Origin of the sequence: Bradyrhizobium cytisi (assembly GCF_008123515.1) — a bacterium.
GTDB lineage: Bacteria > Pseudomonadota > Alphaproteobacteria > Rhizobiales > Xanthobacteraceae > Bradyrhizobium > Bradyrhizobium cytisi.
Genome location: NZ_VSSR01000075.1, coordinates 33141 through 53705, shown reverse-complemented (window position 1 = coordinate 53705; position 20565 = coordinate 33141). Strand labels below are relative to the sequence as shown.

Below are 20565 nucleotides of genomic sequence, written 5' to 3'. Positions count from 1 at the left end.
CCGCGAAGCGGGATAAAGACCAATCAAGAAAAGAGGGGACGTCGCATGCAGGTGACCGGCAAGGTCGTGGTCGTCACGGGCGGCGCGAACGGCATCGGCAAGGCGCTGTGCGAGGCCTTTCACAAGGCGGGTGCGGCCAAGGTCGTGGTCGCGGACATGGATGCTGCGAACGCGCGCGCCGTCGCCGCCAAGGTGGACGGCGCAGCCTTCAGATGCGACGTCGCGCAGGAAAGGGACATTTCTCACGTCATCGAGGAAACTGAGCGGCAGTTCGGCCCGATCGAATTATTCTGCTCCAATGCCGGCATCGGCGGCGGCTTCGATCCGATGTCGGTCAATGCCGGCGGCGCCTCCGACGAGCCGTGGCAGCGCAGCTGGGCGATCCACGTGATGGCGCATGTCTATGCGGCGCGGCATCTCATCCCCCGCATGAAGACGCGCGGCGGCGGCTATTTCCTCAACACCGTCTCGGCTGCGGGCCTGCTGTCGCAGGTCGGCAGCCCGGCCTATTCCACCACCAAGCATGCCGCGGTGGGCTTTGCCGAGAATCTCGCGATCTCGCATAAAGCCCACAACATCAAGGTCTCGATCCTCTGCCCGCAGGGCGTCGACACCAACATGCTGCGCTCGATCCCGAAGGGCCCGCAATCCGGCGACGGCGACCTCACGCCCGAGCAGGTCGCCAAGGACGTGCTGGCCGGCCTCGAGCAGGAAACCTTCCTGATCCTGCCGCACCCCCAGGTGCTCGGCTATATGCGCAAGAAGTCCGAGAATTACGATCGCTGGATCGGCGGCATGGCCAAGATCCAGGCCAAGATGCGGGAGGAGTTCGGGAAGTAGGCGACGCTGTCATGCCCCGCGAAGGCGGGGCATCCAGTACGCCGCGGCCTGTCGGTTCAATCACAACCGTCTCGGAGTACTGGATCGCCCGGCCACTTGACCGGGCGATCCAGTACTCCGCAGCGGATGTTGCGTGAACGAACTGCTGCCGCAGCGTACTGGGCCCCGGTCAAGCCGGGGCATGACAGTCTTCGTGTGGTTTAGATCACTCAGACCAACCCGCCCGCATCCGCGACCCGGCGCTGGTGGTAGTCGGTGTCGCCAAAAGTGTTCTCGATCATGGTCAGGCGCTTGAAGTAGTGGCCGATCTTCGCCTCCATGGTCATGCCGATGCCACCGTGGAGCTGGATCGACTGCTGGCCGACGAATTTCAGCGACTTGCCGATCTGAACCTTGGCCGCGGCAATCGCGTTGGAGCGCTCTTTGGCGTTCTCGAAATCGGCCGCCATGGTCGCGAACATCGACATCGAACGCGCCTGCTCGGCCGCGACGAACATGTCGGAGGCGCGGTGCTGCAGCGACTGGAACGAGCCGATCGCGACGCCGAATTGTTTTCGCGTCTTGATGTACTCGACGGTGGTCTTCAGCGACTCGTCCATCAGGCCGACTGCTTCCGCACAGAGCGCGACGCGGGCCTCGTCCACCACGCGCTCGATCAGGGCGAGCGAGTCATCGGGGTTGCCGAGCACGGCGTCTGCGCCGACCTCCACACCGGTGAAGGTGATGTCGGCGGCGTGCAGGCCGTCCTGCGTGGGGTAAGACTTCTTGGTCACGCCCTTGGCATTCGCAGGCACCAGGAACACGCCGATGCCGGTCGTATCGCGGCGGTTGCCCTTGGTCCGCGCGGTGACGATGAGGGTGTCGGCGTTCTCGCCGTTGAGCACGACGAACTTTTCGCCGTCGATGACGTAAGCCTCGCCTTTCTTCTTCGCCGTCGTGGCGACGTCGAACAGATCGTAGCGCGAGTTCTTCTCCAGCTGGGCGAACGCCAGCGTCTTGCTTCCGTCGACGATCCCGGGCACATGCGCGGCCTTCTGCGCATCGGTGCCGGCATGGCGCAGGAAGCCGCCGCCGATCACGACGGTCGCCAGATACGGCTCGAGCACCAGCGCCTTGCCGAGCGCTTCCATCACGATCATGGTCTCGACGCCGCCGCCGCCGAACCCGCCATCGGCTTCCGCGAAAGGCAGACCGAGCAGACCCTGCTCGGCGAGCTTGCCCCAGACGGCTTTGCTCCAGCCGCCCTTCTCCTTCATGTAGGTCTTGCGGCTCTCGAAATCGTAGCAATCGGTCAGCAGGCCGTCGATGCTGTCCTTCAGGAGCCGCTGCTCCTCGGTCAAATCAAAATCCATGTTCTTTGCTCTCCCGGTATCGATTTCGTCATGCCCGGCCTTGTGCCGGGCATCCACGTTCTTTCGTGCCGCTAGGCGTGGATGGCCGGGTCAAGCCCGGCCATGACGGTGAGTGCGTGGTGATAGTGCGCGATCACAGTCCCAGCACCGCCTTGGCGATGATGTTGCGCTGAATCTCGTTGGAGCCGCCGTAGATCGAGACCTTGCGGTTGTTGAAGTAGCTCGGCGCGATCTGGGCGGTCCAGTCCATGGCCTCGTTGGAGCCGTCGTCGCCGTGCACATCGTAGGGTGCGGCGAACGGGCCGATCACTTCCATCAGCAGCTCGGTCGTGGTCTGCTGGATCTCGGAGCCCTTGATCTTCAGCACCGACGACGCCGGATTGGGCTTGCCCTTGCCGTGCTTGCCCTCGTCGGCGACGACGCGGAGCTGGGTCAGCTCGAGCGCCTTCAGCTCGATCTCGCAGGCCGCCAGCTTCTCGCGGAACGCGGCGTCCTGGATGATCGGCTTGCCGCCGGATTCGACCTTGCCGGCGAGATCGCGGATGCGGCGCAGCCGCTCCTTGGAGACGCCGACCCGCGCAATGCCGGTGCGTTCATTGCCGAGCAGGAATTTGGCGTAATCCCAGCCCTTGTTCTCCTCGCCGATCAGGTTCTCGTAGGGAACCTCGACATCATCGAAGAAGACTTCGTTGACCTCGACGCCGCCGTCGATGGTCTGGATCGGGCGCACGGTGACGCCTTTCGACTTCATCGGGAACACGATGAAGGAGATGCCCATCTGCTTCTTCGCATTGTTGTCGGTGCGGCAGAGGCAGAAGATCATGTCGGCGTGCTGGGCGAGCGTCGTCCAGGTCTTCTGGCCGTTGATGATCCACTTGTCGCCCTTGCGCTCGGCCTTGGTCTTCAGCGAGGCGAGGTCGGATCCTGAGCCTGGCTCGGAGAAGCCCTGGCACCACCAATCGTCGACATTGGCAATGCGCGGCAAATACTTCTTCTTCTGCTCTTCGTTGCCGAAGGTGTAGATCACCGGGCCGACCATGCTGACGCCGAAGGCGAGCGGCTGCGGCGCCGGATAGGACTGCAGCTCCTCGTTGAAGATGTAGTGCTGCACGCTTGTCCAGCCGGTGCCGCCATACTGCGTCGGCCAGTGGCTGGTGCCCCAGCCCTTCTTGTTGAGGATGCGCCACCACGTCACCATCTCGTCCTTCGAGAGGTGGCGGCCCTCGACCAGCTTGCGCCGCGTGTCCGGCGGCACGTTGTCGCGGAAGAATGAACGCACTTCCTCGCGAAACGCCTGCTCTTCCTTCGTGAATGCGAGATCCATCGGATCCTCCTGTGAAGCGTTATTCCTGGTTTATATCGTGCTTTTGACCTGATTTCTGCCGCTGGCGCAATTCGTGGCGCGACAGCTTTCCGACCGGCGTGCGCGGCAGATCGTCGACGAACTCGACCTCCGCCGGCAATTCGTGCTTGCCGACCTTGCCGGCGAGCTGCGCGCGCAGCTCGTCGAGCGAGAACGGTTTTGCGTCCGGCTTGAGCTTGATGAAGGCCTTTGCGGCCTCACCGCGATACGGATCGGGAATGCCGAGCACGATCACCTCGTGCACGCCCGATACGGTGTAGATCGCCTGCTCGATCATCTGCGGATAGACGTTGAAGCCGCCAGAGATGATCATGTCCTTCTTGCGGTCGACCAGGAAGAAATAGCCGTCGGTGTCGACATAGCCGATGTCGCCGGTGAGGAAGCGGCCTTCGGAGAAATACTCCGCGGAGTCGTGCTGCTTGTTCCAATAGCCCTTGGTGACGTTCGGGCCCTTGATGCGGATCTCGCCGACTTCGCCCGGTGGCAGCACTTTCGTGGGCTCTTCCAGCGAGACGACGTCGAGCTCGATGCCGGGCAGCATCAATCCGATCGATCCGGGCTTGTCGGGACCGACAGGCGGGTGGCCGGTGCCGGGCGAGCAGGTCTCGGTCATGCCCCAGCCGCTCTTGAGCTTCTTGCCGACCTTGCGCTCGAAGAAGCTCGCGACCTCGACCGGCAGCGGCGCGCCGCCGGAGCCGATCGCGGCGAGCGAAGAGAAGTCACGCTTGTCGAGATCGGGAAGTGCCGCGATCGCGATCCACATCGTCGGCACGCCCGGAAAATAGGTCGCGCGCTTGACCTCGATGTCGCGCATCACGGCTTCGACATCGAAACGCTGGTGCAGCGAGATCAGATTGCCGCGGCTGAGCGAGGACAGCAGCACGACGGTGAGCGCATAGATGTGGAACAGCGGCAGCACACAGATCACGCGCTCGACGACGTCGCCGCGCGCCGCGCGTGCCGGCTTGCCCCAGACGTCGTAGATCGACACCGCGGAGGAGAGATTGCCGTGCGTGAGCATGGCGCCCTTCGGCAGGCCGGTGGTGCCGCCGGTATATTGCAGCAGCGCGACGTCATCGACCGCCACAGTCGGCCATTGCGCCGGCAGCGGCGCGGCTTCGACGAAGGCCTTGAAGGTGACGATGCGGGAATCACTTGGGATCGCCGCCTGCGGCGTGCCGACCTTGCCCCAGCTGTCGTCCTCGCAGACGACGAGGCGATCGATCAGCCCCTTCTCGAGAAATTTCAACGCGGTCGGCAACAACGCCTGCAGGTTCGACGTGACCAGCAGGCGCGAGCCGGAGTCGGAAACCTTGTGCGTCAGCGCGATCTCGCCGTCGAGCGGCGACAGATGCGCGACCCGGGCGCCTGCCTTCAGCGCACCGAAGAAATTGACGGGATGATCCGGCGTATTGCCGAGGAATAGCGCAACAGAGCTGCTCTTGCCGCAGCCGGCACGCAGGAACGCAGCCGCCGCGCGCTCGGCCATGGCGGCGAGCTCGGTATAGGTGATCGGACGATCGCGAAATTCCAGCGCGGTGCGAGGGCCGTAACTTGCCGCGGCCGTCGAGAGCAGGTCAGGCAGCGTGCCCTGGACGATGGAGTCGTCCCAATGCACGCCCTCGGGGTAAAACTGTTCGCCGGGATGGGCCATTTTCTACATCACAATCAGTCGTCATTCCGGGGCGCGACAAAGTCGCGAGCCCGGAATCCATCAGGCCACGAAATCAGGGGTGAAATGGATTCCGGGTCTGGCCCTTTGGGCCATCCCGGAATGACGAGCGGGGAGGTAGCCTCCATCACGCCGCCTTTGACGCCGCAGCGAGCGAGGCGAACGTTTTGCCCTCCGCCGCGAGCTTCTTCAGCAGCGGCGCGGGCTCGAGGTTCGGGTCGTTGGTCTCCTTGGCGTAGAAGGCGAGACGGTCGGCGATGTGCTTGAGGCCGACGCTGTCGGCCCAGAACATCGGGCCGCCGCGGTAGATCGGCCAGCCATAGCCATAGAGCCAGACCACGTCGATGTCGGAGGGACGCGCCGCGATGCCCTCTTCGAGGATCTTCGCGCCCTCGTTGATCATCGGGTACATCATGCGCTCGAGGATCTCGTCGTCGCTGACGATCCGCTTCTTGCGCCCGAGACGCAGCAGCGTCTCGTCGATCAGCTTCTCGACCTCCGGATCGGGCAGCGGCGCGCGGGAGCCGGCTTCATACTTGTAATAGCCCTTGCCGGTCTTCTGGCCGAAGCGGCCGGCTTCGCACAGCGCGTCCGCGATCTCCGACTTGATGCCGCGGTCCTTGCGCGAGCGCCAGCCGATATCGAGGCCGGCGAGATCACCCATCGCGAACGGGCCCATCGGCATGCCGAATTTCGTCACCACGGCGTCCACTTGCTGCGGCAGCGCGCCTTCGAACAACAGCTTCTCGGATTGCTTGCCGCGCTGCGCCAGCATGCGGTTGCCGACAAAGCCGTCGCAGACGCCGACCACGGCCGGCACTTTTGCAATTTTGCGGGCGATCGTGGCTGCAGTCACGAGGGCATCCGGCGCGGTCTTGTCGGCGCGCACGATCTCGCACAGCTTCATGACATTGGCCGGCGAGAAGAAGTGCATGCCGAGCACGTCCTGCGGACGCTTGGTCGCCTTCGCGATCTCGTCGATGTTCAGGTACGAGGTGTTGGAGGCAAGCACAGCGCCTTGCTTGACGTATTGGTCGAGCTTGCCGAACACTTCCTGCTTCACCGCCATGGTCTCGAACACGGCTTCGATGACGAGGTCGGCGTCGCCGACGTTCTCGATGCCGACCACGCCGTTGATCAGCGCCATGCGCTTGGCCGGCGCATCCGCCGGGATGCCGCCGCGTGCGGCGGTCGCTTCCCAGTTCTTCTGCATGATGCCCATGCCGCGCTTGAGCTGCTCCTCGCCGGTCTCGATCAGGGTGACGGGGATGCCGGCATTGGCAAAAGACATCGCGATGCCGCCGCCCATGGTGCCGGCACCGAGAATGGCGACACGGTTAACGGGGCGCGACTTGGTGCCTTCAGGGACGCCCGCGATCTTGCTGGCTTCACGCTCGGCGAAGAAGGCGTAGCGCTGCGCCTTGGACTGGTCGCTGGCGACGAGCTTGAGGAAGCCCTCGCGCTCCTTCTTCAAACCTTCGTCGAACGGCAGGTCGATGGCGTAGCCGACGGCGTCGGCCGCCGCGAACGGCGCTTCCAGGCCGCGCGACTTCTTGGTCATGGCGGCAACCGCATTGGTGAAGATCGAGCGGTCGGCCTTGGCCGCCGCAATCTTGGAATCGTCGTCGCGCAGGCGGCGTAGCGGACGCTTCTCGGCCAGCAGCTTGCGGACGAAGGCCTCGCCGCCGGACGCCGGACCTTCGACGATCTCCTCGATCAGGCCATTCTTCAGCGCTTCCGCCGCACCGATCGGATCGCCGCCGACGATCATCTTGACGGCGAGCTCCGGCCCGACCGCGCGCGGCAGGCGCTGGGTGCCGCCGGCACCGGGCAGCAGGCCGAGCTTCACCTCGGGCAGGCCGAGCTTTGCCTCTTTGACAGCCACGCGGAAATGACAGGCCAACGCGACCTCGAGGCCGCCGCCGAGCGCGGTGCCGTGGATCGCGGCGACGATCGGCTTCGGCGAATTCTCCATCTCGGCCAGCACTTCGTTGAGGCCTGGCGGCTTCGGCGGCTTGCCGAATTCGGTGATGTCGGCGCCGGCAATGAAGGTGCGGCCGGCGCAGGTCAGCACGATGCCCTTGATCGCGGGATCGGCGATGGCGGCCTTGATGCACTCCAGGATACCACCGCGGACTGCGGCACTCAGCGCATTGACCGGAGGGCTGTTGACCGTGACGATCCCGACTTCGTCATGACGCTCTAACTTGACCACTTCGCTCACGGTTTCCCTCCTTGGTGGGGATTTACTTTTATTCGATTTCGCAGTGCGGAATTTAATTCCGCATCTTGACGGCAGGGTTATTTTGAAGCACGTGGCTTGTCAACGACTCCGCGCAAGAGCAGATCCGGGATGAAGCGTACAGCAAAGAAGACCGCGACCGATCGGAATTTCGTCGTCGCGCTTTCCCGCGGACTGGATGTATTGCGCGCATTCCAACCCAATGACGGCCTGCTCGGCAACCAGGAGATCGCGGCGCGGACCAATCTGCCCAAGCCGACCGTATCACGCCTGACCTATACGTTGACGAAGCTCGGTTATCTTGCGCCGGTTCCCCGCTTCGAGAAGTATCAGCTCACACCGGCGGCGATGTCGCTTGGTTATGCGGCGCTCGCCAATCTCGGCGTTCGGCATTTGTCCGAACCGTTTCGCGAAGAAATGATGCGCGCGACCGGCGGCGCCGTCGCCGTCGGCGGCCGCGACCGTCACAGCATGATCTATTTCGGGCAGAGCCGTGGCAGCGAGACGGTCGGCGTTCAACTCGACGTCGGCTCCCGCGTGCCGATTGCAACCAGTGCGATGGGCCGCGCCTACTTCTGGGCACTCGACGAAGAAGGCCGCGCTGAAGTCTCCCGCATTCTGCGCGAACATTACGGCAGCCGCTGGCCCAAGATGCGCGACGGACTGGAGCGTTCAGGCGAGACGGTTGCGAAATACGGCTTCGCGATGTCCGTCGGCGACTGGCACGACGATATCGGCGCCGCCGGCGTCGCGCTCAAGCTCAACGACGGAACCGGTCCCTACGCATTCAATTGCGGTGCGCCCGCATTCCGCTTCACGGAAGAGCGTTTGATCAACGACATTGGACCGCGACTGCTGGCGATGGTAAGGAACATCGAAGCGGCACTTGGGGGTCTGATGCCGCAATCCAAAAAAGAAGTCAGCAAAAAGCTGAAATCAGGAGGAAAAGTTGCGCGTGTGGCCGAGGGATTCAGATAGCCTTTGTCATCATCGGGAGCGGTTCGCATCGCCCCTTCGCCCGCGGAATAGTGTGGGCGAGACGACATGACGCAGGCACAGCTCGCGCAGGGGATATCGCCCCTGCTCGCTGTTCGCGACGTCAGCGTCGTGTTCGGCGGCATCGTCGCGCTCAACGGCGTGTCGTTCGACATGCACAAGGGCCAGATCCTCGGATTGATCGGCCCCAACGGCGCCGGCAAGACCACGCTCTTCAACTGTCTCTCCCGCCTCTACCAGCCGTCGTCCGGCGACATCCTGATGGACGGCGCGAGCATCTTGACGCGGCCGCCGCACCGGATCGCCGAGATCGGCATCGGCCGCACCTTCCAGAACGTGGCGCTGTTTCCCAATCTCTCGGTGATGGACAATGTCCGCGTCGGCACGCACGCCCGCACCTCCTCCGACATCATCAGCGACTCGCTGCGGCTGGCCTGGATTCGCCGCAGCGAGAGCAGCATCAACAAGAAGGTGCACGAGATCCTCGCCTATCTCGACCTCGAGGACGTCGCCCACACCACCGTCTCCGGCCTGCCCTTCGGCACGCAGAAGCGCGTTGAGCTGGCGCGGGCGCTCGCGGCCGATCCGAAGATCCTGCTGCTCGACGAGCCCGCCGGCGGCCTCAACCACGAGGAGGTCCACGTGCTCGGCGACCTCATCCGCCGCATCCGCGACGAGCGCGGCATGACGGTGCTGCTGGTCGAGCACCACATGGGTCTCGTGATGTCGATCGCCGACCACGTCGTCGCGCTGAATTTCGGCAAGAAGCTTGCGGAAGGCACGCCCGCCCAGGTGCAGGTGAACCCCGACGTCATCACGGCCTATCTCGGGAGCAAGGACCAATGACGACGCTGCTCAACGTCAAGGACCTGCGCGCCTATTACGGCCAGGTCCAGGCGCTCCACGGCCTCTCCTTCTCGCTCAACGAAGGTTCGCTGACCACGCTGCTCGGCGCCAACGGCGCCGGCAAGACCACGACCTTGCGCGCGATCTGCAACATGGTGCGCTCGACCGGCGGCATCGAGTTCGACGGCAAGCCGCTGAACCACCGCTCCACCGAGAGCATCGTGCGGTTCGGCATCGCCCATGTGCCGCAGGGCCGCGGCACCTTCACCACCATGACGGTGGAGGAGAACCTCCAGCTCGGTGCCATCACCCGCAAGGACAATGCGGGCATCGTCTCCGACATCGAGCGCATGTATGCGCATTTCCCGGTGCTGAAGCAGCGCCACACCCAGCAAGCCGGCACGCTCTCCGGCGGCGAGCAGCAGATGCTCGCGGTCGCGCGCGCGCTGATGCTGCGGCCGCGGCTGATGCTGCTCGACGAGCCGTCCTTTGGCCTCGCGCCGCTGGTGGTGCGCGACCTGTTCGGCATCCTCGGCAAGATCAACCGCGAGGACAAGGTGTCGATCCTGGTGGTCGAGCAGAACGCCCAGCTCGCGCTCGAGCTCGCCGACCAGGCCTATGTGATCGAGACCGGCCGTATCGTGATGTCCGGCAACGCCAAGGACATCGCGAACAACGAAGAAATCCGCAAATCCTATCTGGGTTACTGAGGAGCCGGGACAATGGAACTGTTTACCAACCAGGTCCTGGCCGGGATTGCCACGGGCGCCATCTACGCCTGCATGGCGCTCGCGGTGGTCATGATCTACCAGGCGATCGACCATCTCAATTTCGCGCAAGGCGAGATGGCGATGTTCTCGACCTTCATCTCCTGGCAGCTGATGCAGTGGGGCGTGCCCTATTGGGGCGCGTTCATCATCGCACTGGTGCTCTCCTTCGTCGGCGGCATCGCCATCGAGCGCATCCTGTTCAAACCGCTGGCCAAGGCGCCGATCCTGACCAATGTCGCCGGCTTCATCGCACTCTATGCGATCATCAACTCCTCGGCCGGGCTGATCTGGGACTTCACCATCAAGCAATATCCGACCCCGTTCGGCTCCTCGCCGTTCCTCGGCAGCCAGCTGATCTCGACCCACCAGGCCGGCATGATCGGCGTCACCGTGCTGCTGCTGATCGCGCTCTATTTCTTCTTCCAGTACACGCGGATCGGGCTTGCGATGCGGGCGGCCGCCTCGGTGCCTGAATCGGCCCGCCTGGTCGGCATCAACACCTCCTGGATGATCGCGCTGGGCTGGGGCATGGCGTCTGCCATCGGCGCCATCGCCGGCATGCTGATCGCGCCGGTCGTGTTCCTCGAGCCCAACATGATGGGCGGCGTGCTGATCTACGGCTTCGCCGCCGCCGTGCTTGGCGGGCTGACCAGCCCGTTCGGCGCCGTGGTCGGCGGCTTCCTGGTTGGCATCTTCGAGAACCTCGCCGGCACCTACATCCCCGGCGTCGGCAACGAGCTCAAACTCCCGATCGCGCTCGCGCTGATCATCTCCGTCCTGGTCGTCAAACCCGCTGGTCTGTTCGGCCGGCACATCGTCAAGCGAGTTTGATCATGAGCGCTGCAGAAGACGTCGTCACGGAAGCCCCGGCCGTCGAAGCGGTTCCGAAGCGGGCCATGACGCTGGGCACGGGCACCTCGCTGCTGGTGCTGCTGCTTCTCATCGCCGTGCCGCTGTTTGCGAAGAACTTCGTGATCTTCCAGCTGACCCAGCTGTTGTATCTGGGCCTCGCCGTGCTGGCGCTGAACATCCTGACTGGCGGGTCCGGCCAGTTCTCGCTCGGCCAGAGCGCGTTCTACGGCATCGGCGCCTACGTCACCGCTGTGATGATGGAGCAGTTCAACGTCCCCTATTTCCTCTGCCTGCCGGCCGCGGCCGTGGTCTGCTTCGGCGCGGGCTTCCTGTTCGGCCAGCCGGCGCTGCGGCTCTCCGGCGTCTACCTCGCGCTTGCGACCTTCGCGCTCGCCACCGCGATGCCACAGCTGCTCAAGCTGAACTTCCTCGAGCACTGGACCGGCGGCGTGCAGGGCCTCGTCGTCACCAAGCCCGATGCGCCGTTCGGCCTGCCGATGTCACAGGACATGTGGCTGTATTATTTCACGCTCGTCGTCGTGCTCGCGATCTACATCTTCTCGGTCAACCTGCTGCGCTCCCGCTCGGGCCGCGCCTTCATGGCGATCCGCGACAACGAGATCGCAGCGTCCGCCATGGGAATCAACGTCGCGCTGTACAAGACGCTCGCCTTCGGCGTCTCCGCGGCCGTCACCGGCGTCGCCGGGGGCCTGAGCGCCATCGCGGTGCAGTTCGTCGCGCCCGACAGCTTCACCATCACGCTCGCGATCCAGCTGTTCCTCGGCATGGTCGTCGGCGGCGTCGGCTGGCTGCCCGGCTCGATCGTCGGCGCGGCCTTCATCATCTTTGTGCCGAACATCGCGGAGGGCATCTCCAAGGGCCTGTCCGGCGCCGTGTTCGGCGTGCTCCTGTTCGCCGTCATCTACCTCGTGCCGCATGGCGCAAGGCAAGTCGCAATCCTGGGCCAGCAACTCGCCGGACGGCTCAGAAAGAACTGAAATCAATCAATTAAGGAAGGAGACCAGATTTGTTTTTCGGAAGAACACTGCGGACCACCGCGCTCGTAACGGCGGTCGCGACCCTCACCTCCGGCGCAGCACTCGCCCAGAAGAAATACGACACCGGCGCGTCCGATACCGAGATCAAGATCGGCAACATCATGCCGTACAGCGGCCCCGCCTCGGCCTATGGCATCATCGGCAAGACCGAAGAAGCCTATCTCAAGATGATCAACGACAAGGGCGGCATCAACGGCCGCAAGATCGTCTACGTCACCTATGACGACGGCTATTCGCCGCCGAAGGCCGTCGAGCAGGTCCGCAAGCTGGTCGAAAGCGACGAGGTGCTCGCCGTGTTCAACCCGCTGGGCACGCCCTCGAACTCCGCGATCCAGAAATATCTGAACGCCAAGAAGATCCCGCAGCTGTTCGTCGCCACCGGCGCGACCAAGTGGAACGACCCGAAGAGCTTCCCCTGGACCATCGGCTGGCAGCCGTCCTACCAGAGCGAAGCGCAGATCTATGCGAAATGGCTGATGAAGGAGAAGCCCGACGCCAAGATCGCGATCCTCTATCAGAACGACGATTTCGGCAAAGACTACCTCAAGGGCACCAAGGACGGTTTTGGCGCCAAGGCTTCGTCCGCAATTATCCTGGAAGAGAGCTATGAGGTCTCCGAGCCGTCGATCGACGGCCACATCGTCAAGATCAAGGCTGCCAATCCCGACGTGCTGCTGATCTATGCGACGCCGAAGTTCGCGGCCCAGACCATCAAGAAGACAGCCGAGCTGAACTGGAAGCCGCTGCAGATCCTCACCAACGTGTCGATCTCCGTCGGCAGCGTGATGAAGCCGGCCGGCTTCGAAGCCTCGCAGAACGTGCTGTCGGCGGCCTATGCCAAGGACTCGACGGACCCGCAGTGGAACACCGACCCCGGCATGAAAAAGTGGAACGAGTTCATCGACAAGTACATGCCGGGCGCCGACAAGACCGATACCGGCACGGTCTACGGCTATGGCGCAGCCTCGACCCTCGTCAAGGCGCTGGAAATGTGCGGTGACGACCTCACCCGCGCCAACCTCATGAAGCAGGCCGCTTCCTTAAAGGATTTTGCACCGGACACCCTGCTGCCCGGCGTCAAGATCAACACCAGCGCCACCGACTTCGCCCCGATTTCGCAGCTGCAGATGCAGCGCTTCAAGGGCGAAAAGTGGGAACTGTTCGGCGAGATCATCAGCGGCGACGTCGCCACGGAGTGACACGCTGACGCTGTAGTCCAAGGTTGAAAGGCCCCCGCGCTCTCCCGCGGGGGCTTTTTGTTGACGTCGTGCATCAATCTTGTTCAATGCGACGCCGATCCAGTTGGGGTAGGAGAGCAATGGCTGTCGTTCGATTTCAGGTTGCGGCGCTTTCGGCCGCATTCGCGTTGTGCACTGCGATGAGCAATCCCGCGCTGGCACAGAAGTCCTACGACAGCGGCGCCTCCGATACCGAAATCAGGATCGGCAACATCATGCCCTATAGCGGCCCGGCCTCGGCCTACGCCGTGATCGGCAAGGCCGAGGAAGCCTATTTCAACAAACTCAATGCCGAGGGCGGCGTCAACGGCCGCATGATCAAGTTCATCTCGTATGACGATGCTTATTCGCCGCCGAAGACGGTGGAACAGGCGCGCAAGCTGGTCGAGAGCGACAACGTGCTGCTGATCTTCGGCTCGCTCGGCACCTCCACCAACGGCGCCATCCGGAAATACATGAACGAGAAGAAGGTGCCGCAATTGTTCGTCGCGAGCGGCGCCTCGAAATGGAACGATCCCGAGCACTATCCGTGGACCATGGGCTGGCAGCCGAGCTATGCCAGCGAGGCCAAGATCTACGCCAAGTACATCCTGAAGGAGAAGCCGGACGGCAAGATCGGCGTGCTCTACCAGAACGACGATTTCGGCAAGGATTATCTGAAGGGGCTGAAGGACGGGCTCGGCGCCAAGGCTTCGATGATCGTGATGGAGGAGCCCTACGACACCTCGGAGCCTGCGATCGACGAGCACGTCGTGAAGCTGAAGGCCGCCGGCGCCGACATCTTCATCAGCATCACTACGCCGAAATTCGCGGCGCAAGCGATCAAGAAGGCGGCCGAGATCAACTGGCACCCGATGCACATCATCTCCAACGTCTCGGCCTCCGTCGGCGGCGTGATCGAGCCGGCGGGCTTCGAGATCTCGCAAGGCATCCTGTCGGCGAGCTACATCAAGGACGGCTCCGACCCGCAATGGAACGCCGATGACGGCATGAAGAGGTTCTACAACTTCCTCGCGCAGTTTGATCCGAAGGCCAACAAGCTCGATGCCGGCGTGGTGTTCGGCTATGCCGCCGCCCAGACCATGGTGAAGGTGCTGCAGATGTGCGGCGACAATCTCACCCGCGACAACATCATGAAGCAGGCGGCGTCCTTGAAGGATTTCGAGCCGGACACGCTGCTGCCCGGCATCAAGATCAACACCGCGCCCGACAATTTCGCGCCGATCGAGCAGCTCCAGATGATGCGATTCAAGGGCAAGACCTGGGAATTGTTCGGCGATATCATCTCGAGTGACCCCGGTCACTGAGCAACTCAGAATAGCTTGATGCCATTCAGGCAACTCAAGGCGGTCTCGCCTTCTCGCAGTTGCACAGGACGGCGCCGTCCTTCCTGACTACTAAAGACGCAGCCCCTGCGACGTTGTCGCGGGGGCTTTCTGTTGAAGGCATCAGGTAAATCGTATTGAATTGCGGTCGCGTCGCCAAAAACAGTCAAGACAAGAAAAGGAGCGCACACACACCAAGAAAATAGGGAGATTTGAATGCCCGCTGTCACCGGCAAGCTTGCGGCCGCGTCACTGGCGCTCGCGCTCATCGCGGCCACGACCTCCGTCGCATCGGCCCAGAAGAAATACGATACCGGCGCGACCGACACCGAGATCAAGATCGGCAACATCATGCCCTACAGCGGACCGGCCTCCGCCTACGGCATCATCGGGCGGACCGAAGCCGCCTATTTCAAGAAGATCAACGACGAAGGCGGCATCAACGGCCGCAAGATCAATTACATCAGCTATGACGACGCCTATTCGCCGCCGAAGACGGTGGAGCAGGCGCGCAAGCTGGTCGAGAGCGACGAGGTGCTGTTCATCTTCAATTCGCTCGGCACGCCGCCGAACTCGGCGATCCACAAATACATGAACTCGAAGAAGGTGCCGCAGCTGTTCGTCGCCACCGGCGCCACCAAGTGGAACGACCCGCAGAACTTCCCCTGGACGATGGGCTGGCAGCCCAACTACCAGAGCGAGACACAGATCTATGCGAAGTGGCTTTTGAAGAACAAGCCGGACGCCAAGATCGCCGTGCTTTACCAGAACGACGACTACGGCAAGGATTATCTCAAGGGCCTGAAGGACGGCCTTGGCGCCAAGGCCGCCTCGATGATCGTCATGGAGGAGAGCTATGAGACCTCCGAGCCGACCATCGACAACCACATCGTCAAGATGAAGTCGACCGGCGCCGATGTCTTCATGAATATCACGACGCCGAAATTTGCCGCGCAAGCGATCAAGAAGGTGGCCGAGATCGGCTGGAAGCCGCTGCACTTCCTCAACAACGTCTCGGCCTCCGTCGGCAGCGTGATGAAGCCGGCCGGCTTCGAGAACGGTCAGGATGTCATCTCGGCGGATTATCTGAAGGACGTGTCGGATCCCGCATGGGCCAATGATGCCGGCATGAAAGAATTCCTGGCGTTCATGGGAAAATACTTCCCCGACGGCGACAAGCTCGATAAGGGCACCATCGTCGGCTATGCCGTGGCGCAGACACTGGTCCAGGTGCTGAAGCAGTGCGGTGACGATCTCACGCGCGAGAACATCATGAAGCAGGCGGCGAACTTGAAGGACTTCCGCACCGAGGCGCTGCTGCCCGGCGTGAAGATCAACACCTCGCCGACCGATTTCGCGCCGATCAGCCAGCTTCAGCTTGAGAAGTTCAAGGGCGAGAAGTTTGAGTTGTTCGGCGACGTGATCAGCGCCGACGTCGGCGGCTAGCCCGAAACGGCGGACAGAAAACCTCCCGCGAAGCTATCGCAGGAGGTTTTCGTTTGCGCGCCAATTATGATCACGCGATTGCACAATCGAATGATGGCAAAGCCGGCTTACGCTTTGGCGCCTGATGCGGTAGGCAGGTCATGGGCGGCCCTCTCGCCCTCGCTTTAGTCTGCTCACGAGTTTGCCGAAGGCCATCGTCATGACCGACCGCCGCCCCCTGCTCCGCGCGCTCTACGCCGCCGCCGTTGCCGCCGCCCATCCCAACACGATCCTGGCGCCGCATCTGCGCCCTGTGCCGAAGGGGCGCGTGATCTGCCTCGCCGCCGGCAAGGGCGCCGCCGCGATGGCCGCGGCTGCGGAGCGGCATTATCTCGATACGCTCGCGCTCGCGCCGGAGCGGCTCGTCGGCATCGCCACCACGCGCCATGGCTATGGCGTGCCGACGCGCCGCATCCGCGTCGTCGAGGCCGGCCATCCCGTGCCGGATGAGGCTGGCCTCAAGGGCGCCGCCGACACGCTCGCGCTCGCGGGCCAAGCCGGGCCTGACGATCTGCTGCTGGTGCTGCTCACCGGCGGCGGCTCGGCCAACTGGATCGCGCCGGTCGACGGCATCAGCTTTGCGCAGAAGCAGGCGGTCAACAAGGCGCTGCTGCGCTCGGGCGCGCCGATCGGCGAGATGAATACCGTGCGCAAGCATTTGTCGCGGATCAAGGGCGGGCGTCTGGCGCGCGCGGGCCAAAACGCCGCCGAGATCGTGACGCTCGCGATCTCCGACGTGCCGCATGACGATCCGTCCGCGATCGCCTCGGGCCCGACCGTGCCCGATCCGACTACGCTTGCGGATGCGCGCGCGATCGTCGCAAAGTACAAGCTCGCCATCGACGATGCCGTGCGCCGTGCGCTCGACGATCCCGCCAACGAAAGCGCCAAGCCGGGCGATGCCGCCTTTGCGCGCGCGCGTTTCGAATTGATCGCGCGCCCGAAGCAGTCGCTCGACGCCGCGGTGAAGCTCGCAAAGGACGCCGGCTACGAGACCATCGATCTCGGCGCCGATCTCGAAGGCGAGGCCCGCGACGTCGCGGCCGATCACGCCAGGCTCGCGCTGCAGGCCCGCGCGCAAGGCAAGCGCGTCGCGATCCTCTCCGGCGGCGAACTCACGGTCACCGTGCGCGGCCATGGTCGCGGCGGCCCGAACCAGGAATATGCGCTGGCGCTCGCTGGGCTGTTCAAGGACACGCCCAACATCTCCGCACTCGCCGGCGACACCGATGGCGCCGATGGCGGCGCCGGCCATCCCACCGACCCCGCCGGCGCCCTGATCGACGCCGCGACATTCGCGAAGATGAAGGCGCTAGCGCTTCAGCCGCAGGCGTATCTCGACAACAACGACGCGACGACGTTCTTCGAGGCGACGGGCGATCTGCTGATGCCCGGCCCGACATTGACGAATGTGAATGATATCCGGGTGATCCTGGTGGATTGAGACGGCAGCCCCAGCGACACTGTCATTCCCCGCGCAGGCGGGGAATCCAGTACGCGCAGCTTCTCCATCCCCCACGACCGCCTCGGAGTACTGGATTCGCCCGCCTGGGCGATGACACCGAGTGTGCCGCTACGCCACCGACTGCGCCTCATCCTCTACCCGACTCTCCCGCAACGCCCGCGCATAGAGCATCATCCCCTCGCGCACCGTACGCTGCTCGGCGGCCGTCAACGCCGCCAGCGCGCCGCGCACCTGCTGCCGGCCGAATGCATGCAGCGCCTCCAGCGTGCGCCGGCCCTTCGCGGTCAGCGACAACAGCTTGCTGCGTGCGTCAAGCTCATCCGGCGTCTCCCTGAGCTCGCCACAATCGATCAGTTTGCGCACCAGGCGGCTGACGCTGGATTTCTCCAGCCGCAGGAAATCGCCGAGCTCGCCCGAGGTCAGCGGGCCGCGGATGCCGATCTCCAAAATCGTGTGCACCGCCGACGGCGGATAGTCCGAGGCCGCCACCGTCACATCCATGAAGCCGAGCTCGCGCACCATCAACCGCGAGGCAGCGCGGATGTCGTCGATCAGAGCGAGTTCAGCCATCTTGACTCTCGGCATATAGTTGTATCATACAACTATATGCACGCAACGGCGCGCGCAAGCGTTTTTGGAGTGAGCCATGAGCGGAACTTTGCCAACCGGTGAGCGGATGAGGGGCAAGGTCTGCCTCGTCACGGGCGGCGGCAGCGGCATCGGTCGCGCCACCGCACTGCGGATGGCGGCCGAGGGTGCAAAGGCGGTTGTTGTCGCAGGCCGGCGCGAGGTCGAGATCGAGGCCGCCGCAGCCGCCTGCCGCGAGCTCGGTGCGGAGGCCATCCCGATCAAGACCGATATCACGCGAGACGACGAGGTCGAACGCCTGGTCCGCACGGCCGATGAACGCTGCGGCCGTCTCGATGTCGCCTTCAACAATGCGGGCTTCCAGGAGCGCCGTGCGCCGCTGGAACAGCAGGGCATGGACGTCTACGACAGCGTGTTCGACACCAATGTCCGCGCGCTGTTTTTGTGCCTGCGCCATCAACTGCCGGCGATGCTGGCGGCCGGCGGCGGCAGCATCGTGGTCAACGCCTCCGTCAGCGGCGTGCGCAATCCCAATCCCGGCTTCTCGCTCTACTCGGCCTCGAAGGCGGCCGCGATCTCGCTGACGCGCTCGGCGGCGATGGAGAATGCCCCGCGTGGCATCCGCATCAACGCCGTCGCGCCAGGACGTGTCATCACCGACATGATGCTCAGCGCCGGCGTCGGCGATGTCGCAACCGTGGGCGCCGGCCTGCCGCTGCGGCGCATGGGCACGCCGGAAGAGGTGGCCGAGGCCGTGGTGTGGCTATCGTCGGATGCGTCGTCCTACGTGGTTGGCCATGTGCTGGCGGCGGACGGGGGATTTCTGGCGGCGTAGCGCCTAATGCTTCTGCCCATACAGCACCGGCACCGCCGAATCCACGACCACCTCCACGAGGCTGGTGCCATCGTGCGCCATTCCGCGCTTGAGCGCCTCGCCGAGCTCCGCCGCCTTGCTCACCCGCACCGCATGGCACCCCATGCCTTCGGCGAGCCGGACGAAATCGATTCCCGGCAGCTCCAGGCCCGGCACGTTACGCACCTGCATCACCTGGCTGAACGATCGCATCGCGCCGTAGCCGGAATTGTTGATGACGACGATGGTGAGCGGCAGTTTTCGCTGCGCGGCGGTCCACAGCGCCTGGATCGAATACATCGCCGAGCCGTCGCCGATCAGGCACACCGTGCGGCGGTCTGGCTTGCCCAGCGCCATCCCGACGGCGGCGGGCAGCGAATAGCCGAGGCCGCCGCTCGCCATGGTGTAGAAACTGTCCTGGCCGCGCATCGGCAGGAATTTCTGCATCGCCGGCCGGTGCGAGGGCACTTCCTCGACAAGTGACGCGCCATCCGGCATCGCCTGCGACAGCGAGTGCAGCAGAAAATCGACCGGCAGCGGATCGGAGGCCTGCGGCGCCGGCGGCAATTTGCGGCCCTTTGGCGTGGCGCGTTTGCTCTCCGGCAAGAGCTCGAGCAACGCGCTCAGCGCCGGCTTCATGGTCGCGATGATGCTGGTGCCGACCGGTGTCACAGCGGCAGCATCCGGATCATCCGTGATCTGGAAGATCGTCGCGCCGCCATCAAAGATCGCGGCATGGCCCTCGACATGGAACGTGAACACCGGCGCGCCAATCACGACCACGACGTCGTGCTCGCGCAGCGCGTCGGAGAGTTGCGCCGGCGAGGCATGCAAAAAGCCCGCGAATTGCGCATGCCGCTCGGGGAACGAGCAGCGCGCCGAGAACGGGCTGACCCAGACGCTAGCCTTCGCCTTCTCGGCGACGCGCACCATCAGATCGACAGCGCCGGCGCGGTCGACACCGGGGCCGACGACGAGGGCAGGGTGTTTTGCGGAACCGAGCGCTGCGACCAGCGTCTTCATCGCCTCTGCCTCGGGCCCGATCTCGCGGCTGACCTTGCGCGCCTCGATCGGCGCCGTCGCATGCGCCCAGTCGTCGATCGGGATCGACACGAAGGTCGGCCCGCAGGGTGGCTGCATCGCGGTGTAATAGGCCCGCGCGATTGCGGCCGGCACGTCCTCGGGCCGCGCCGGCTCGACGCTGTACTTCACATAGGGCCGCGGAAATTCGGAGGCGCGCTCGGCGTAAAGAAACGCCTGCAACGGCAGGATCGAGCGGGCCTGCTGGCCGGCGGTAATCACCAGCGGCGTCTGGTTGCGGTGCGCGGTGTAGATATTGCCGAGCGCGTTGCCGACGCCGGCCGCCGAGTGCAGATTGACGAAGCCGGCATTGCGCGTCGCCTGCGCATAGCCGTCGGCCATGCCGACCGCGGAGGCCTCCTGCAGCGCCAGCACATAGTCGATGTCGTCGGGCCAGTCGCTCAGGAACGGCAGCTCGGTCGAGCCGGGATTGCCGAAGACGCGTCTGATGCCGAACGAGCGCAGCAGGTCGAGCGTTGCCTGCTTGACGGTGACGGACTTGCTGCCGGTCTTGCCGTTCTTTGCCATAGTTTCCGTCCC

Annotated in this window: 17 protein-coding genes; 11 read left to right on the top strand and 6 right to left on the bottom strand. The window is 64.2% G+C overall.

Features of this window, described 5'->3' with window-relative positions; translation table 11 throughout:
- The first annotated feature begins 45 nt into the window (after window positions 1-45).
- On the top strand, window positions 46-840 hold the full coding sequence (locus FXB38_RS36300; protein WP_148755739.1) for an SDR family oxidoreductase: 795 nt from the start codon (window positions 46-48) through the stop codon (window positions 838-840).
- Window positions 841-1049: 209 nt separating this feature from the next.
- Here the strand turns inward: FXB38_RS36300 and pimD are convergent, their stop codons facing one another.
- The 4 genes from pimD to FXB38_RS36280 all read right to left on the bottom strand — a co-directional run bounded on the left by pimD (window position 1050) and on the right by FXB38_RS36280 (window position 7451).
- The gene (pimD, locus tag FXB38_RS36295) at window positions 1050-2192 is read right to left on the bottom strand and encodes a pimeloyl-CoA dehydrogenase small subunit (protein WP_148755738.1); all 1143 of its coding nucleotides are present in this window, start codon (window positions 2190-2192) and stop codon (window positions 1050-1052) included.
- 133 nt (window positions 2193-2325) lie between these two features.
- Entirely contained in the window at window positions 2326-3516 is a 1191-nt protein-coding gene (gene pimC / locus FXB38_RS36290) for a pimeloyl-CoA dehydrogenase large subunit (protein WP_148755737.1), read from the bottom strand.
- A gap of 19 nt (window positions 3517-3535) precedes the next feature.
- Window positions 3536-5209 carry a dicarboxylate--CoA ligase PimA gene (gene pimA / locus FXB38_RS36285; RefSeq protein WP_148755736.1) on the bottom strand — a complete coding sequence of 558 codons (1674 nt, stop codon included), beginning with the start codon at window positions 5207-5209 and terminating at the stop codon, window positions 3536-3538.
- Window positions 5210-5354: 145 nt separating this feature from the next.
- The gene (locus FXB38_RS36280) at window positions 5355-7451 is read right to left on the bottom strand and encodes a 3-hydroxyacyl-CoA dehydrogenase NAD-binding domain-containing protein (RefSeq protein WP_148755735.1); all 2097 of its coding nucleotides are present in this window, start codon (window positions 7449-7451) and stop codon (window positions 5355-5357) included.
- Between the two features lie 129 nt (window positions 7452-7580).
- On the opposite strand from FXB38_RS36280, the gene FXB38_RS36275 reads away from it, so the two are divergent.
- From FXB38_RS36275 to FXB38_RS36235, 9 genes are all read left to right on the top strand, one after another.
- Window positions 7581-8447 (top strand): IclR family transcriptional regulator, encoded by an 867-nt coding sequence (locus FXB38_RS36275; protein ID WP_148755734.1) that lies wholly within the window; start codon window positions 7581-7583, stop codon window positions 8445-8447.
- 66 nt (window positions 8448-8513) lie between these two features.
- Complete coding sequence (locus FXB38_RS36270) at window positions 8514-9311, top strand: ABC transporter ATP-binding protein (protein WP_148755733.1); 798 nt, start codon at window positions 8514-8516, stop codon at window positions 9309-9311.
- The gene (locus tag FXB38_RS36265; protein WP_148755732.1) at window positions 9308-10021 is read left to right on the top strand and encodes an ABC transporter ATP-binding protein; all 714 of its coding nucleotides are present in this window, start codon (window positions 9308-9310) and stop codon (window positions 10019-10021) included. The genes FXB38_RS36270 and FXB38_RS36265 overlap by 4 nt, the downstream gene beginning before the upstream one ends.
- A gap of 12 nt (window positions 10022-10033) precedes the next feature.
- On the top strand, window positions 10034-10912 hold the full coding sequence (locus FXB38_RS36260) for a branched-chain amino acid ABC transporter permease (RefSeq protein WP_148755731.1): 879 nt from the start codon (window positions 10034-10036) through the stop codon (window positions 10910-10912).
- Window positions 10913-10914: 2 nt separating this feature from the next.
- The gene (locus tag FXB38_RS36255; RefSeq protein WP_148755730.1) at window positions 10915-11931 is read left to right on the top strand and encodes a branched-chain amino acid ABC transporter permease; all 1017 of its coding nucleotides are present in this window, start codon (window positions 10915-10917) and stop codon (window positions 11929-11931) included.
- 29 nt (window positions 11932-11960) lie between these two features.
- The gene (locus FXB38_RS36250) at window positions 11961-13190 is read left to right on the top strand and encodes an ABC transporter substrate-binding protein (protein ID WP_148755729.1); all 1230 of its coding nucleotides are present in this window, start codon (window positions 11961-11963) and stop codon (window positions 13188-13190) included.
- Window positions 13191-13309: 119 nt separating this feature from the next.
- Complete coding sequence (locus tag FXB38_RS36245; RefSeq protein WP_148755728.1) at window positions 13310-14536, top strand: ABC transporter substrate-binding protein; 1227 nt, start codon at window positions 13310-13312, stop codon at window positions 14534-14536.
- Between the two features lie 234 nt (window positions 14537-14770).
- Window positions 14771-16000 (top strand): ABC transporter substrate-binding protein, encoded by a 1230-nt coding sequence (locus FXB38_RS36240; RefSeq protein ID WP_148755727.1) that lies wholly within the window; start codon window positions 14771-14773, stop codon window positions 15998-16000.
- 199 nt (window positions 16001-16199) lie between these two features.
- Window positions 16200-17483, top strand: coding sequence for a glycerate kinase type-2 family protein (locus FXB38_RS36235; RefSeq protein ID WP_148755726.1), 1284 nt, complete (start codon window positions 16200-16202; stop codon window positions 17481-17483).
- A 129-nt stretch (window positions 17484-17612) separates the two neighbouring features.
- Here FXB38_RS36235 and FXB38_RS36230 read toward each other — a convergent pair whose 3' ends face one another.
- Entirely contained in the window at window positions 17613-18074 is a 462-nt protein-coding gene (locus FXB38_RS36230; protein WP_187435388.1) for a MarR family winged helix-turn-helix transcriptional regulator, read from the bottom strand.
- Window positions 18075-18150: 76 nt separating this feature from the next.
- On the opposite strand from FXB38_RS36230, the gene FXB38_RS36225 reads away from it, so the two are divergent.
- Window positions 18151-18927, top strand: a complete 777-nt coding sequence (locus FXB38_RS36225; RefSeq protein WP_148755724.1) for an SDR family NAD(P)-dependent oxidoreductase — start codon at window positions 18151-18153, stop codon at window positions 18925-18927.
- A gap of 3 nt (window positions 18928-18930) precedes the next feature.
- On the opposite strand, the gene mdlC is transcribed toward FXB38_RS36225, so the two are convergent.
- Window positions 18931-20553, bottom strand: coding sequence for a benzoylformate decarboxylase (gene mdlC / locus FXB38_RS36220; RefSeq protein ID WP_148755723.1), 1623 nt, complete (start codon window positions 20551-20553; stop codon window positions 18931-18933).
- Between the last annotated feature and the right edge of the window lie 12 nt (window positions 20554-20565).

Bases quoted from the DNA above. Each gene is read 5' to 3' on its own strand.
- FXB38_RS36230 (WP_187435388.1), bottom strand. From the start codon at position 18,074: ATGGCTGAACTCGCTCTGATCGACGACATCCGCGCTGCCTCGCGGTTG.
- FXB38_RS36255 (WP_148755730.1), top strand. From the start codon at position 10,915: ATGAGCGCTGCAGAAGACGTCGTCACGGAAGCCCCGGCCGTCGAAGCG.
- FXB38_RS36245 (WP_148755728.1), top strand. From the start codon at position 13,310: ATGGCTGTCGTTCGATTTCAGGTTGCGGCGCTTTCGGCCGCATTCGCG.
- FXB38_RS36300 (WP_148755739.1), top strand. From the start codon at position 46: ATGCAGGTGACCGGCAAGGTCGTGGTCGTCACGGGCGGCGCGAACGGC.
- FXB38_RS36270 (WP_148755733.1), top strand. From the start codon at position 8,514: ATGACGCAGGCACAGCTCGCGCAGGGGATATCGCCCCTGCTCGCTGTT.
- FXB38_RS36240 (WP_148755727.1), top strand. From the start codon at position 14,771: ATGCCCGCTGTCACCGGCAAGCTTGCGGCCGCGTCACTGGCGCTCGCG.
- FXB38_RS36235 (WP_148755726.1), top strand. From the start codon at position 16,200: ATGACCGACCGCCGCCCCCTGCTCCGCGCGCTCTACGCCGCCGCCGTT.
- FXB38_RS36260 (WP_148755731.1), top strand. From the start codon at position 10,034: ATGGAACTGTTTACCAACCAGGTCCTGGCCGGGATTGCCACGGGCGCC.
- FXB38_RS36275 (WP_148755734.1), top strand. From the start codon at position 7,581: ATGAAGCGTACAGCAAAGAAGACCGCGACCGATCGGAATTTCGTCGTC.
- pimC (WP_148755737.1), bottom strand. From the start codon at position 3,516: ATGGATCTCGCATTCACGAAGGAAGAGCAGGCGTTTCGCGAGGAAGTG.
- FXB38_RS36265 (WP_148755732.1), top strand. From the start codon at position 9,308: ATGACGACGCTGCTCAACGTCAAGGACCTGCGCGCCTATTACGGCCAG.
- mdlC (WP_148755723.1), bottom strand. From the start codon at position 20,553: ATGGCAAAGAACGGCAAGACCGGCAGCAAGTCCGTCACCGTCAAGCAG.
- pimD (WP_148755738.1), bottom strand. From the start codon at position 2,192: ATGGATTTTGATTTGACCGAGGAGCAGCGGCTCCTGAAGGACAGCATC.
- FXB38_RS36225 (WP_148755724.1), top strand. From the start codon at position 18,151: ATGAGCGGAACTTTGCCAACCGGTGAGCGGATGAGGGGCAAGGTCTGC.
- pimA (WP_148755736.1), bottom strand. From the start codon at position 5,209: ATGGCCCATCCCGGCGAACAGTTTTACCCCGAGGGCGTGCATTGGGAC.